Raw genomic sequence first — 14,235 nt, 5'->3', positions numbered from 1 at the left:
TGCTCCGTTCCGGTGGTTTGGGTTTGTACAACCCTCAGCAAGATCGCACTTTTCTAACATCGTTTAATCCGGCATTATTTGTCATTACTATCCGAAAGTAGCGAACAATCAGATGGACCGGTTTGATGCGATGCGGGTTTTTACCCGTGTACTGGAACGACGCAGTTTCACATTGGCGGCGGAAGATCTAGGGATTCCGCGTTCGACAGTTACTGACGCGATCAAGCAGCTCGAAAGACGATTGGGCACGCAATTGTTCTTGCGCACTACGCGTCACGTTAATCCAACGCTTGATGGTCAGGCCTATTATCAGCGCTGCATAGAAATCATAGCTAGTATCGAGGATGCCGAAGGCGGATTTTCTGGCGCAATGCCGAGAGGTTTGCTTCGGGTGGAAGTGCAGGGCACGCTTGCGCGGCATTTTCTGCTACCGGAATTGCCAGCTTTTCTGGAAAAATATCCGGATATTGAACTTTATATGACCGAGGGCGATCGGTTCGTCGATCCGGTTCGGGAGGGTATCGATTGCGTTCTGCGTGTGGGTCTCCTGCAGGATAGCGACATGATTGCCCGGCGTGTTGCGATGCTGGATGAGGTTACTGTCGCGTCTCCTTCCTATCTTGCACGATTTGGAGAGCCCCAGCATCCAGATCAACTGACTGATGGCCATCAGATGATCGGCTTCCGAGCCAGCGGCAGCATAGCCCGTATGCCCCTGGAATTTATGGTCGACGGCAAGTTGCGAACAGTGACGATACCGGCTCCGGTTTCGGTCAATGCCGCTGAAAGCTATACGGCTGCGGCCAGCTTGGGCCTTGGGATCATTCAGATACCTCGCTATCATGCGATGAAGCATATCGCTGGCGGAAAACTGGTGCAGATACTCGGCGCTTATCCGCCCAGCTCGTCACCGGTATCTGTTGTATATCCGCGCGATCGGCAACTTTCGCCTCGGGTCAGGGTATTTATCGACTGGATTGCCGTGATACTCGCCCGTCAGAACAATTGAGGCCGTTAACCCCTCATTAAGAATTTGGAACAAGATGGCTTCTTACGTGTTAGAATAGAGCCTGCAGAAATGCAGAAAGCACATCGCTACGCACCACGGGAGGGAGGGCAGAGATGAGCAACATTCTATTCTGGACCGCTTTGGTAATCGTTCCTGTGCTTCTGGGCACAGCCTACGCTTATGTGCAATCGATACGGCATAGGGACGACTTCTAGAACGCAAGCGTAGCTGACGGAAAGCTGCTCTTATCTTGAAGCAGGCGAGTGGTCGCGTGCTTCAAGATAATTCTATTGCATAGAATTTTGTATCGACAGCCATCCGCGGAAAATCTTCCGGTAAATCTGTATGGGAGATTTCCACGAAGCCGTTCTTTTCATAAAACCGATGTGCGCCCAGAAACTTCTCGGTCGTTCCAAGCAATATTTTGGTAACGCCTCGTTCGTGAGCGTGCGAAATGAGCGTTGCAAGCAATTTGCGCGCAGTACCGAATTCGGAACCGCGATAAGCCTTGGCGACAAACATTTTCCGCAAAGCAGCCTGACCTTGCCCTATATCCTTGAGGGCTATGGTGCCGACGATGTGACCATCGGCTTCGGCTACCCAAAATTCACCGCTTCCCTGACGATAGAACCCCTCCACGTCTCGTATATCAGGTTGGTCGTCTGCGCTGATCGGAATGTCGAACTCGCATTGTTGTATTGGCAGGATTACAGCAAAAACACCGTCCGCGTCGCCCGTCTGGAATGTTCTAATTCTGATCAAGTCCGCTTTGCTCGTCATAGTGCTGCCGTTCATCTCGCCCGCGAATCTGCATTGATTTAGTTGTTAATGAATCCGCTTCTCGGATTCTGGGTCAAGAGACGTTCAAATCTGTCCGGCTGACGAGGTTTTCGTAGATAAAGTTAATATTGGGCTCGTTTTGAAGGTTTTGATCACATCCAGTTGGTGTTCGGTTGCTTAAACCAATTTCAACCAGAGCGCGCTGTGTGCGGCAGCGTGTGAATCCCCCTATTCAGGGGGATCAAGGCGAATATATGAGCAAAATTAGCAGTTTACGCTATAAAATATATTTCATGCTATTTTACTCGGAAGAAAAGGTGTCATATTTTGGTAATCGATATGGTTGCTTTGAACTTTTGATTATCTTTGTTTTGTGGAAGTAGTTTCACTTTTGAAGTGATATTTTACGTTGCCTAATGAAAGAAAATACCCTTCTATTGTTTTGAGTAGAGCACTGCAAAGAGCTGAGGGGTTTCAATGCATTGTCGCAACATCGGCTCGCGCGCCATCCGTTTTCTGTCCAGCACAGCGCTCATATCCTTAGGAACGGTTTTGCTACAAAGCACTCCCGGCATGGCTGCATGTTCGTTTTCGCCGACGCTAGGTGATGACACATTCATTTGCGACAGCGGCACATCTTCCGGCGGTCTTACCGACCTCAATGGTAACAATACATTGCTTTTGCCGACTGGAGGAACAGGCACCGTCAGCGGAGATGTAGCGTTCGGCTCCGGCGTGGACCGCGTGGAAGTCCATTCCGGTTCGATTGTCGGGAATGTCAATCAGGGCGATGGTCTCAACAGCTTTCTCATTACGGGCGGAAGCGTTACAGGCAATGTTCGTCAGGGAAATGATATTGACGAGTTCCGTATAACGGGCGGCGAGATTGGTTCGCTCAATCAGGGTAACGGGTACGACCAATTTTTTATGTCGGGTGGACGTATCGTCGATGCCTTTGACGATGGCGATTATGCCGTGATGACGGATGGACGCATCGGACGCGTCAATCTCAAGCTCGACAATAATTATTTCAACATGTCCGGCGGAACAATTGATCGCAATCTGATTGCCGGGCTCGGTAATGATACGATTATCGTGTCTGGAGGGATGATCGGCGGCAATATAAGCATCAGCAGTGGAACCGACAGTGTAACGATGACGGGTGGCACAGTCGCAGGCGATGTTTTGCTCGGTTTCGGTAATGACCAATTCTCATGGAATGGTGGCGGTATTATCTATGGGAAGATTGATCTTGGCCCGGATAATGATACGGCCGTTCTTACTAATCTTACTGATGCTAATATAGGCGCTACTGCGCAGCTTAGCGGCGGCGAGGGGAGTGATGTCCTCACGTTTAATAATGTGAAAACCGGAAAAGTCTCTCGTATTGACAGCTGGGAAACAGTCAACCTGACTGACGATACGCGCCTTGTTTTCGACAGCGCTCTCACGTTGGGCGACGCCGGAACAGGAACGGGGACGCTCAACGTTGATGCCACAAGTACAATTTATGGCGGTGCTGCAAAGGGCGGCGTGAACCCATTCGCCTCAGGCCAGCTGGCAAATGTTTTCAACGCCGGGCGTATCGACCTCACCAATGGCGGGACGAGTACGACTGACGCATTTACGATCAAGGGCAATTACGTCGGGCAGAACGGTCTTCTGTTTTTAGATACCGTTCTGGCTTCTGATGGCGCTCCTTCGGACAAGCTTGTGATCGATACAGGTGTTGCATCAGGTAATACCGCCATTGCGGTTACCAACGCGGGTGGGGCAGGCGCTGCAACAAATGCGGACGGCATTATGGTCGTACAAGCATTGAATGGTGGTTCCACCAGTCAGAATGCTTTTTCGCTGAACGGTCGTGCTGCTGCCGGTGCCTACGAATATTTTCTGTTCAAGGGCGGTGTAACGGCGAATACCACCGAGAACTGGTATCTGAGATCAACTTTGGTTCGTGGAAGCGAACCGCCTGCTTCGACGGGGGGAACATCCGTTTCGCCGGAAGAGCCCGAAACAACTGCGCCGCCACCCGCACTCGAGCAGCCTCCAGCGACTTTGCCTGTCGATCCGGATACAGAAACTCCGGTAACAGAAGATGCTTCCGCTCCCGATGCGCCTCCGCCTCCCGTATCGGCGGAGGCTCCCAATCCACCCGACAATACGACGGGTCAACAACAGAATGTTGTCCTTCCATTCGATGGAGCAGTTCCGCCTTCACCTGGCGCAACGAGGGTTAAGGGCGACGTGATTTCTCTCTATCGCAAGGAAGTGCCGGTTTATTCAGCATTGCCGCCTGTGGCGTACCATCTGGCACTTTCTACTCTCGGTACGTTTCATGAACGTCGCGGCGAGCAGGATTTGCTGAAAACTGCCGGATATCTGCCTGCGAGCTGGGGCAGAGTCTTCGGGCAGGATATTGATATGAAATGGCGGGGAACAGTTGCACCGGGTCTCGACGGAAAGCTCTTTGGTATTCAGGCGGGACAGGATATTCTGGGTCGCGAAACGGATGGCGGACATTTTGACCGTTTCGGTCTGTTTTTCGGTTATGCCCGCGCAACAGGTGATATCACCGGGCAAGCGCTTGGCTGGAACGATCTCGCTGTTGGCGATCTGGAAGTTACGGGTACGAGTTTCGGCGGGTACTGGACTCATATCGGGCCGCAAGGCTGGTATCTCGACGCCATACTTATGGGAACGTGGTTCGGTGGTGATGCAACCTCGAATGAAGGTCAGAGTATTGACCTCGACGGGCATGGGGTTACGGCTTCGCTCGAAGGAGGCTATCCTCTCGCCCTGAGCGAAAGCTGGACACTGGAGCCGCAGGCGCAACTGATCTGGCAGCATCTCTCGCTTGATGATCAGGCTGATCATTATTCCTCGATAGCGTTTGATACAGATGATGCGTGGACGGGCCGGATCGGGTTCAGATTGCAAGGTGAACAAGAAACTTCGGTCGGGAAATTACGGCCATATCTGAAAGCCAATCTCTGGCAGAATTTTTCATCGGATCAGACTGTACGTTTTGCCACCGATCCGATTGTGACTGATCTCAAGGGCACATCGCTGGAACTGGGTGGCGGGCTGACCTTGGATATTACCGAGAAAGCCAGTTTGTTTGCGACTGCAGACTACACGACCAATCTTGGTGGCGAACGCAACCGGATATGGGAGGGTAACTTGGGGCTGAATATAAAATGGTGAAGGCAATGGCGATCGGAGATGATCGCCGTAATGACAGAGGAGGGAACAACGGTAATGGGTAGACGTGCATACGAAAAGCTCGCGAGAATCTGTGCATCCCTAAACACATCCGAGCAGGAGCTGGCCCACTCTCTCGGTATTTCGCGAGTTGCGCTGAAAGCGATAGATCGCACTGATGCGCCGCTTTATCTTCGATTGGCATTGGCCGCTTTGGTATCGGAAATGGATCCGGATCAGGTGCTGAACTCCAAACGAGGGAGTTCAGAAATGGAAGCACCTCGTCAGCTCTTGTCGGTGAGGTGATCATCAAAAGTTATGGGTTTCAAAGGTGTTGTGGTGGCAAAATCTTTCGCCTTGCTTCTTTTGATTGGACTGTTCTGTTTCCCGCAATTGGCTGCCGCGTCCTGCACGCGTGCAGCCGGTGCTGCGGATATGATGACGCAGCGCCAGCTTTCGGCACTGCGCGCGCTGGAACGCAGCCGTGGTTGCAAGGGTGGCGACGAGCGCGGCGGTTTTTTCAATCCTTGCCGCGATCTTTCTCAAAGAATAGCTGAAATACAGCGGCAGCTTTCATCCAGTTCGCTTTCTTCCCGATCATGCGTAGAACAACCGACTGCCAGTCCGGCAGCAAAAGTGAAACCTGACCGTCCCAAAGTTGCGTCTGTCGCAACGAACGACAAGCCATGGGTGCCGAATGGTATCAAAGGCGCTCTGACTTATTGTGTGCGTTTGTCGGATGGTTATCTTTTCCCAGCTCCGCATTCACAGTTTCAGAAGTCCGACAGCGTGACGGAGACAGTGGCACAATGCCGTTTTATTTGTCAGGGGGAGAATGTCGATCTCTACGTTCTGAATGATCCGAACGGCGAAACGGCCGATATGGTGTCGGTCTCGAACGGTAAGCCCTATGTCGAGTTGTCTACAGCATATAACTATCAGGGAAGCGGTGATTTCAGAAGATGCAACTGGGCCGGTTATGTCGACAAGATCAGTGAGCTGCGGGCCAGTAGCAAGGGTGGTCGCGCGCTCAAAAATGTCGTTGTTCCCATGCCAGATGCTCGACCGACTCGTAATGATGACGTAGCTGCTTCAGCGGCGTCTTTTGCTCCCATAACAGACCGTAGTGTACGTGTTGTCGGCCCTGCCTTCATTTTTGATGACGGTGCGGGAAACATGAAGCTTACTGCACATTGACGGTGATGCACCAAATCCTCAAGTTCAATTTGAATGAGACGTGTCGCGATTGGGACTGAACCGCTCGCTTTCCGTCTGTAACCTCCCTGAAACGGGCGTTGTCAATTTGCGTCCGGAAACCATCGATCATTGCATTGTTTGAAATCTGTCAGTGTTGTTCGACCTGGAGGAGGTAGACATGAGCAAGAACCGTGGCGTCGTTTATTTGCGGCCCGGGACAGTCGAAGTGCGCGATATTGAAGATCCAGCGTTAGCGGCACCGGACGGGAGGAAGCTGGACCACGCCGTTATATTGAAGGTAATCTCGACAAATATTTGTGGTTCCGACCAGCATATGGTTCGCGGACGCACGACTGCGATGCCCGGTCTCGTGCTGGGGCATGAAATTACCGGTGAAATTATTGAAAAAGGCAGCGATGTCGAGATGCTCGATGTGGGCGACATCGTTTCAGTCCCGTTCAATGTCGCTTGTGGTCGCTGCCGTTGCTGTAAATCCCAGGACACAGGTGTTTGCCTGACGGTCAACCCGTCGCGTGCCGGTGGCGCCTATGGATATGTTGATATGGGAGGCTGGATTGGCGGGCAGGCCCGCTATGTCATGGTGCCCTATGCCGATTTCAATCTGCTCAAGTTCCCCGATCGCGAGCAAGCGATGGAAAAAATCCGCGACCTGACGATGCTTTCTGACATCTTGCCGACCGGCTTTCACGGTGCGGTGAAAGCCGGCGTCGGGGTTGGTTCGGTTGTATATGTCGCGGGTGCGGGACCGGTGGGGCTTGCTGCTGCGGCATCCGCTCGCATTCTGGGCGCTGCGGTCGTTATGGTCGGTGACTTCAACAAGGAACGGCTCGATCACGCACGGAAAGTGGGGTTCGAACCAATCGATCTTTCGGCAAGCGATCGTCTCGGCGACATGATTGCAGAAGTCACAGGCAGCAACGAAGTGGATAGTGCTATTGATGCTGTTGGGTTCGAGGCGCGCGGTCATAGCGGTGGCGAGCAACCGGCGATCGTGTTGAACCAGATGATGGAGATAACTCGTCCCGCCGGGGCAATCGGTATTCCGGGGCTTTATGTCACCGAAGACCCAGGTGCTGTCGACAATGCTGCGAAACAAGGCAGCTTGTCGTTACGGTTTGGCCTCGGTTGGGCCAAGGCGCAGTCATTCCATACCGGACAGACACCGGTTCTGAAGTACAATCGCCAGCTGATGCAGGCGATCCTGCATGGGCGCCTGAATATCGCCGAGATCGTAAACGCTCAGGTCATTTCACTTGAGGACGCGGCAAAGGGCTATGAAAGTTTCGATCAGGGCGCTGCGAAGAAATTCGTTCTCGATCCGCATGGCCTTTTGAGCAAGGTGGCTTGATTCAAGTCGATTTCGAAATGCGAAAAAAGGGCGCTCTCACGAGTGCCCTTTTTGTTTGTGATTGTTGCAATCTGTAACGTTACAGATTCATAGGTCTTGAGTGTTTCATGCTGAATATCTTACGAGATAAAACACAAGATGATTCTTTCGCGCCAAAAAAGTTCTTTAAGGAAAACAACAGAAGATCAATATGTTAGACTCTGCCTGAGCGCCAGATTCCACTCGTTGGAAATTAAGGACTTGCAAGCGAGATTGTTTTGAATACCATATCTGTAACGTTTCAGATTTGGGAGGATATGAAATGTTACCAGAAAGAGCAAAAGTTCTCGCCACATCCGTGTGTCTCGCTATGACAACGTTAACAATGGCAGATTCGGCTTCTGCGGCTAATCTTGAAGTTACGCATTGGTGGACATCTGGCGGTGAAGCGGCAGCTGTCAAAGTTCTCGCTGAAAAATATGATGCGCTCGGCGGCGACAAGTGGGTCGATGGGGCGATTGCCGGTAGCGGCGCTACAGCCCGCCCGATCATTATCAGCCGTATTCTCGGCGGCAATCCAATGGGAGCGACCCAGCTCAATCATGGACGGCAGGCTGAAGAACTGGTTCAGGGCGGATTAATGACGGATTTGACCGAGCTCGCCGAAAAGGAAGGCTGGGCCAACTTCATTCGTCCGAAGAGCCTCTTGGAATCCTGCACTTATGAAGGGCGCCTCTACTGTGTGCCGCTGAATATTCATTCGTGGGAATGGATGTGGATCAATCCGCAAGCCTTTCGCGAGGCCGGAACCGAACCTCCAAAAAACTGGAATGACCTTATAGCTGCAGCTCCCAAGCTGAAGGAAAAGAACATTGTGCCGTTGGCGACCGGTGACGGTTGGCAGGTGAATGGCATGCTGACTGTCCTGACAACTGCGATTGGCGGTAAGGACCTCTATCTAAAGGTCAATAAGGACAAGAACGCCGATGCGGCACGCGGTCCTGAAATGAAGAAGGTTTTTGAAGCGCTGGCTCAGGCGCGTTCACTGGCTGATCCGGGTTATGTGGGCCGTTCATGGAACGAGGCGACCAACATGGTGCTGACCGGCCGCGCCGGTACGCAGATCATGGGAGACTGGGCGCAAGGCGAGTTTGGGACAGCGGGCAAGGTTGCAGGCAAGGATTATGACTGCTTGCCAGGACTCGGCGTTCATCAATATCTGGATACTGGCGGTGACGCGATCTACTTCCCGAAGAACAAGGACCCGGAAGTCACCAAGGCGCAGCTCAAGCTGGCAAGCATGCTCGTTTCCAAGGAGACGCAGGTTGCATTCAATCTGGCCAAGGGGTCGCTGCCGATCCGCGGCGATGTGGATCTCGATTCAGCCTCGAGCTGCATGCGTGCAGGTATCGATATTCTGAAGAACCCGGACAACATCGTTCCCTCTGTGGAGCAGTTGCGTGCGCCGGATACCCAAGGGCAAATCGAAAGTCTGGCTGCCGAGTTTTTCTCCAATCCAGACATGACGGTCGATGATATTCAGGAACGTTTTGCGGAGATTATCGAACAGGCACAATAGTCACGTTCAAGTCCTGCGCTGTCGATGAGGACGACGGTACAGGACACTCCGAGAACCGGAACAGGGAGGAGCATCATGGCCGTCATGGAAGAGGGCAATCGTGGAAAGCCGTCGGGAATATTTCGCAATCTGAATGCAAAGGTTGCAGCACTTCCAATGATCGCGACGGTTCTCGTGGTCTTCATTGGCTGCACGCTCTGGACGGTTGTTTATTCCTTCACGTCCTCCAAATCGCTGCCTATGTTGAATTTTGTCGGCTTCGATCAATATACGCGCCTGTTTTCTGCAACCCGCTGGCATGTGTCAGTCCGCAATCTGGCGATCTATGGCGTCCTCTGCATGGGCTTTTCCCTTGTGGCCGGGTTTGTCCTTGCTGCCCTGATGGACCAGAAAATCCGCTTCGAGAACACATTTCGCACGATTTTCCTCTATCCCTATGCCCTGTCGTTCATTGTGACGGGCCTTGTCTGGCAGTGGATTTTCAACCCGCAACTCGGACTGGAGAAAGTCATTCGCGATATAGGCTTCGACAACTTCCAGATGGCTATCCTGTCGAGCCGCACCTACGTCATCTATGCAATTGTCATTGCCGGGCTCTGGCAGATGACGGGGTTGGTCATGGTTCTGATGCTGGCCGGGCTGCGCAATGTCGATGATGAAATCTGGAAGGCTGCACGAGTTGACGGCATTCCGAAGTGGAAAGCCTATCTCTTCATCATCCTGCCGATGATGCGCCCCGTTCTGGTGACGACCGTCGTTCTTATCGCGACAGGCATCGTCAAACTATACGATCTGGTGGTTGCCATGACCAATGGCGGTCCCGGCATAGCGTCGGAAGTACCAGCAAAATATGTCTACGATTTCATGTTCGGCTGGGCCAATTTGGGGCAGGGGCTTGCTGCTTCTACCGTCATGCTGACCACGGTTCTGATCATTCTCGTTCCTTGGACAATGCTGGAATATAGTCGGAGGAAAGCGCGATGACTGAAGCTGTCCTCAACAGGAAGAGGCCAGCCGAAACTGAGGCTGTAGCAGCCCAGGCTCGTCCGGCACAAAAGCGGGCTTCGCAGCCGTGGGGTCGTAAGCCAAAACGGCGCTTTGCACCGGCCACCATCATGCTCTACAGCATTTTGTTCGTTGCTGCCGTCTATTATCTGTTGCCGCTTTACGTGATGGTAGTCACTTCTCTGAAGGGTATGCCGGAGATCCGGCTCGGCAACATCTTTTCACCGCCAGTCGAAATCACCTTTGAGCCATGGGTCAAGGCATGGAGTCAGGCTTGTACCGGCCTTTATTGTGAAGGCATCAGCGCGGGGTTCTGGAATTCGATCAAGATCACCGTGCCGAGCGTGATCGTTTCCATCACCATCGCTTCAGTCAATGGTTACGCGCTGGCCAACTGGAAATTCAAAGGATCGGAAATATTCTTTTCGGTCTTGTTGTTTGGGGCATTCATTCCGTATCAGGTCATGCTTTATCCCCTCGTGATCATAACCCGCGAGCTTGGTATATTCGGCACGCTGACCGGCGTTGTCTTCATCCATACCATCTTCGGCATGCCGATCTTGACGTTATTGTTCCGCAACTATTTCGCCGGCCTGCCGCCGGAACTCTTCAAGGCAGCGCGTGTCGACGGAGCCGGGTTCTGGCGCATTTTCTTTCAGATCATGCTGCCGATGTCGCTGCCGATCTTCGTGGTTGCAATCATTCTGCAGGTGACCGGTATCTGGAACGACTTTCTGTTCGGCGTGGTGTTTGCAGGAACGCAGAATTTTCCGATGACCGTCCAGCTGAACAATATCGTCAACTCCATGCAGGGCGTGAAGGAATACAACGTCAATATGGCCGCCACCATTCTTACCGGGGCCGTGCCATTGCTCGTCTATTTTGTTTCTGGTCGGTATTTTGTACGCGGCATTGCCGCTGGCGCAGTGAAAGGATGAATTCATGAACTCCAGCGTTTCCATCCAGGATCTGTCGCTCGGCTTCGGCTCGGTCAATGTGCTGCAAAATCTCAATCTGGAAATCGGGGAGGGCGAATTCCTCGTTCTTCTGGGGCCGTCCGGTTGCGGCAAGTCCACTCTGCTCAATTGTGTAGCGGGCCTTCTCGATATCTCCGAAGGCAGCATTTTCATCAAAGGACGTAACGTTACCTGGGAGGAGCCGAAGGATCGTGGCATCGGCATGGTGTTTCAGTCCTATGCGCTTTATCCGCAAATGACTGTTGAGAAGAACCTTTCCTTCGGTTTGCGGGTTGCCGGCTTCCCGAAAGGGGAGATTGATAAACGCATCAAACGCGCGGCCGAAATTCTGCAGATCGAACCCTTGCTGCAGCGCAAACCTTCGGCACTGTCCGGCGGACAACGTCAGCGTGTTGCGATCGGTCGTGCGCTGGTGCGCGATGTCGACGTGTTTTTGTTCGATGAACCGCTTTCCAATCTGGATGCAAAATTACGTTCTGAGCTACGCGTTGAGATCAAGCGCCTTCACCAGAGACTCGGCAATACCATGATCTACGTCACGCACGACCAGATCGAAGCCCTGACATTGGCGGACCGCATCGCAGTCATGAAAGGTGGGGTGGTCCAACAACTGGCTGATCCGTCGACGATTTACAATCGCCCAAAGAACAGGTTCGTAGCGGGTTTTCTCGGCTCGCCGTCGATGAATTTCTTTACGGGAGAAATTACGGCTACAAATGGCAAGCCAGTCTTCCATGCTGGCGAGACCGCCGTTCAGCTTGATGGATATGACGGTGGGCTGACACCCGGACGTAAGGCCACTCTCGGGGTTCGTCCTGAGCATACTAGACTTGATGTCGAAGATGGTTTTGAGGCGACCGTCGATCTGGATGAGCCGATGGGTGCCGACAGTTTGGTCTGGCTTCGCCTGAACGGACATTCGCTATCCGCACGGGTGGAAGCGGGGAAGCGCTATCGGGCAGGTGAGAAGGTCAGGATCGGTTTCAAGCCGGATGCCCTGTCGCTTTTCGATGCGCAAACGGAGGAGAGGCTTTAGATGAATAGCGAAGAACGTTCCCCTTAAGAGCCTCTCCTGCGAGAGGCGAAGCTATTGGCTTTCAATGGACGGCACGAGGGCTTGCCTCGGACCGTGCGGGGATTTTTTGCTCGCAAGAAAGCCCGACACAATTCTGGATAGAGTTCTGAGGACGAGGACATGAACGGATATTCCTATCAACTTTACAGCTCCCGCAACTTCCAACCGTTGGAACGCACGCTCACCATGCTGCGGGATCTCGGCTATCGTCGGGTGGAAGGCTATGGGGGGATTTATGGTGATCCTGTTCGATTAAAGAAGGACCTCGACGCATTGGGACTTTCCATGCCTACCGGACACTTTGGTCTGGATATGCTGGAGAACGAAGTCAACCGTGTTCTGGAGATTGCCAAGGTCGCCGATATGAAGGCTATTTTCTGCCCTTATCTCGATGCAGACCGCCGCCCGGATAGTGTTGCCGGTTGGCAGGAGTTCGGAAAACGCCTTGCTGTCGCTGGAGAGCATTATCGCAAGGCGGGCTATGCATTTGGCTGGCACAACCATGATTTCGAATTCCGCCCGTTGGCCGACGGTTCCGTACCACAGGAACATATCCTCGATGCTTCGCCCGATCTTGCATGGGAGGCGGATATTGCGTGGATTATCAAAGGCGGTGCCGACCCGCTTGAATGGATCAGGCGCTATGGCGACCGAATCCTTGCGGTCCATGTCAAGGATATCGCCATAGCCGGTGAAAAAACCGACGAAGACGGCTGGGAAGACGTCGGACATGGCACTGTGGACTGGGCTGAATTGTTTACGGCTTTGCGCAAGACGCCCGTCCGCTATTTCATCATGGAACACGATAATCCGTCGGACGACACCCGATTTGCGCGCCGTTCCATCGAAACCGTAAAGAATTTCTGAGTTGGAGAACGAAATGACCAAGGCACTTGGTGTCGGCATTATCGGTTGTGGCAATATATCCGCTGCCTATCTGCGGCTGTCTCCCATGTTTCGAGGTATCGAAATAATAGCATGCGCCGATATAAATCCTGCTGCAGCAAAAGCGCGCGCAGACGAGTTTGGTATAAAAGCACAGACTATCGATGAGCTGCTTCAGAACGACGGCATTGATATCGTCGTCAACCTGACAGTTCCCGATGCTCATTATGCTGTCACGAAGCAAATTCTGGCCGCAGGCAAACATGCATACTCAGAAAAACCTTTGGTTCTCTCGATGGAGCAGGGGCTGGAACTGAAGGCGCTTGCCGATGGTCGCAACCTGAAAGTGGGGTGCGCGCCGGATACGTTTCTGGGTGGAGCCCATCAGCTGGCGCGGCGCGAAATCGATAATGGTAATGTCGGTCGCATCACCTCCGGTACATGCCATGTCATGAGCCATGGCATGGAACATTGGCATCCGAATCCCGACTTTTTCTTCCGAAAGGGCGGTGGGCCGATCCTTGATCTTGGACCGTATTACATCGCCAATCTCGTTAATCTGATTGGCCCCGTGAAGCGCGTCGCCGCTTTGACTTCTGCAGCTACACCGACGCGGACGATTAGCTCTGAACCACGCAAGGGCGAAGCCATTCCTGTGGAGACGCCAACGACCATTCACGCATTATTGGAATTCGAACAGGGCGCAACAGTAACACTATCAGCCAGTTGGGATGTCTGGGCGCATCGCCATGCGAACATGGAGTTGTATGGCACCGAAGGATCGCTTTACCTGCCCGATCCCAATTTTTTTGGCGGAGAAGTTCAACTGGCGAAGCCGGGCGAACCAGCGGAAATAGTGGAAAATTGGGAGCATCCATTTGGCGTTGCCAATGAACAGCATTCTCAAGGTATGATGGCTAACTATAGAACGGCTGGTCTGGCAGATATGGCGGCTGCTATTCTGAACGGCCGCGATCTACGTTGTTCGCTGGAACGTGCACTGCATGGGGTCGACGTCATGCTGGCTATTTTGAGATCAGGCGAGGAAAAGCGTTTCATTGACATCGAAACGCGCTGTACGCGCCCGGAAGCACTGAACATTAAAGCGGCTGAGGCTTTGTTGCTGCCAGTTGAAAATGGAAAGAAACGGGCGGCGAACTGACTTTGCATCGCTCC

The 14,235-nt window shown here is 52.9% G+C and carries 11 protein-coding genes; 10 read left to right on the top strand and 1 reads right to left on the bottom strand.

All coding sequences use genetic code 11. The features are described from left to right. Window positions 1-112: 112 nt before the first annotated feature. A complete protein-coding gene (locus tag KWJ32_RS03850) occupies window positions 113-1,009 on the top strand; it encodes a LysR family transcriptional regulator (RefSeq protein ID WP_012092871.1) in 897 nt (298 codons plus the stop codon). Window positions 1,010-1,285: 276 nt separating this feature from the next. Here KWJ32_RS03850 and KWJ32_RS03845 read toward each other — a convergent pair whose 3' ends face one another. Then, window positions 1,286-1,789 (bottom strand): GNAT family N-acetyltransferase, encoded by a 504-nt coding sequence (locus KWJ32_RS03845; protein ID WP_040128713.1) that lies wholly within the window; start codon window positions 1,787-1,789, stop codon window positions 1,286-1,288. Window positions 1,790-2,266: 477 nt separating this feature from the next. On the opposite strand from KWJ32_RS03845, the gene KWJ32_RS03840 reads away from it, so the two are divergent. The 9 genes from KWJ32_RS03840 (at window position 2,267) to KWJ32_RS03800 (ending at window position 14,221) form a co-directional block, all read left to right on the top strand. Further along, window positions 2,267-4,996, top strand: coding sequence for an autotransporter domain-containing protein (locus KWJ32_RS03840; RefSeq protein ID WP_012092873.1), 2,730 nt, complete (start codon window positions 2,267-2,269; stop codon window positions 4,994-4,996). A gap of 432 nt (window positions 4,997-5,428) precedes the next feature. Further along, window positions 5,429-6,190 carry a DUF2865 domain-containing protein gene (locus tag KWJ32_RS03835; protein ID WP_231771499.1) on the top strand — a complete coding sequence of 254 codons (762 nt, stop codon included), beginning with the start codon at window positions 5,429-5,431 and terminating at the stop codon, window positions 6,188-6,190. A gap of 178 nt (window positions 6,191-6,368) precedes the next feature. Next, window positions 6,369-7,559 carry a formaldehyde dehydrogenase, glutathione-independent gene (fdhA, locus tag KWJ32_RS03830; protein WP_012092875.1) on the top strand — a complete coding sequence of 397 codons (1,191 nt, stop codon included), beginning with the start codon at window positions 6,369-6,371 and terminating at the stop codon, window positions 7,557-7,559. Window positions 7,560-7,923: 364 nt separating this feature from the next. Further along, complete coding sequence (locus KWJ32_RS03825; protein WP_172488811.1) at window positions 7,924-9,117, top strand: ABC transporter substrate-binding protein; 1,194 nt, start codon at window positions 7,924-7,926, stop codon at window positions 9,115-9,117. Window positions 9,118-9,192: 75 nt separating this feature from the next. Beyond that, the gene (locus KWJ32_RS03820; RefSeq protein WP_012092877.1) at window positions 9,193-10,101 is read left to right on the top strand and encodes a sugar ABC transporter permease; all 909 of its coding nucleotides are present in this window, start codon (window positions 9,193-9,195) and stop codon (window positions 10,099-10,101) included. Further along, on the top strand, window positions 10,098-11,060 hold the full coding sequence (locus KWJ32_RS03815; RefSeq protein ID WP_012092878.1) for a carbohydrate ABC transporter permease: 963 nt from the start codon (window positions 10,098-10,100) through the stop codon (window positions 11,058-11,060). The genes KWJ32_RS03820 and KWJ32_RS03815 overlap by 4 nt, the downstream gene beginning before the upstream one ends. A gap of 4 nt (window positions 11,061-11,064) precedes the next feature. Beyond that, window positions 11,065-12,135 (top strand): sn-glycerol-3-phosphate ABC transporter ATP-binding protein UgpC, encoded by a 1,071-nt coding sequence (gene ugpC, locus KWJ32_RS03810; RefSeq protein ID WP_012092879.1) that lies wholly within the window; start codon window positions 11,065-11,067, stop codon window positions 12,133-12,135. 159 nt (window positions 12,136-12,294) lie between these two features. Further along, the gene (locus KWJ32_RS03805; RefSeq protein WP_012092880.1) at window positions 12,295-13,041 is read left to right on the top strand and encodes a sugar phosphate isomerase/epimerase; all 747 of its coding nucleotides are present in this window, start codon (window positions 12,295-12,297) and stop codon (window positions 13,039-13,041) included. A 13-nt stretch (window positions 13,042-13,054) separates the two neighbouring features. Further along, entirely contained in the window at window positions 13,055-14,221 is a 1,167-nt protein-coding gene (locus KWJ32_RS03800) for a Gfo/Idh/MocA family oxidoreductase (protein ID WP_012092881.1), read from the top strand. Window positions 14,222-14,235 lie beyond the last annotated feature (14 nt).

Origin of the sequence: Ochrobactrum sp. BTU2 (assembly GCF_024539785.1) — a bacterium.
GTDB classification, from domain to species: Bacteria; Pseudomonadota; Alphaproteobacteria; order Rhizobiales; family Rhizobiaceae; genus Brucella; species Brucella anthropi.
This window is presented reverse-complemented; position numbering and strand designations above follow the sequence as displayed.

Bases quoted from the DNA above. Each gene is read 5' to 3' on its own strand.
- KWJ32_RS03815 (WP_012092878.1), top strand. From the start codon at position 10,098: ATGACTGAAGCTGTCCTCAACAGGAAGAGGCCAGCCGAAACTGAGGCT.
- ugpC (WP_012092879.1), top strand. From the start codon at position 11,065: ATGAACTCCAGCGTTTCCATCCAGGATCTGTCGCTCGGCTTCGGCTCG.
- fdhA (WP_012092875.1), top strand. From the start codon at position 6,369: ATGAGCAAGAACCGTGGCGTCGTTTATTTGCGGCCCGGGACAGTCGAA.
- KWJ32_RS03835 (WP_231771499.1), top strand. From the start codon at position 5,429: ATGATGACGCAGCGCCAGCTTTCGGCACTGCGCGCGCTGGAACGCAGC.
- KWJ32_RS03845 (WP_040128713.1), bottom strand. From the start codon at position 1,789: ATGACGAGCAAAGCGGACTTGATCAGAATTAGAACATTCCAGACGGGC.
- KWJ32_RS03800 (WP_012092881.1), top strand. From the start codon at position 13,055: ATGACCAAGGCACTTGGTGTCGGCATTATCGGTTGTGGCAATATATCC.
- KWJ32_RS03825 (WP_172488811.1), top strand. From the start codon at position 7,924: ATGGCAGATTCGGCTTCTGCGGCTAATCTTGAAGTTACGCATTGGTGG.
- KWJ32_RS03840 (WP_012092873.1), top strand. From the start codon at position 2,267: ATGCATTGTCGCAACATCGGCTCGCGCGCCATCCGTTTTCTGTCCAGC.
- KWJ32_RS03850 (WP_012092871.1), top strand. From the start codon at position 113: ATGGACCGGTTTGATGCGATGCGGGTTTTTACCCGTGTACTGGAACGA.
- KWJ32_RS03820 (WP_012092877.1), top strand. From the start codon at position 9,193: ATGGCCGTCATGGAAGAGGGCAATCGTGGAAAGCCGTCGGGAATATTT.
- KWJ32_RS03805 (WP_012092880.1), top strand. From the start codon at position 12,295: ATGAACGGATATTCCTATCAACTTTACAGCTCCCGCAACTTCCAACCG.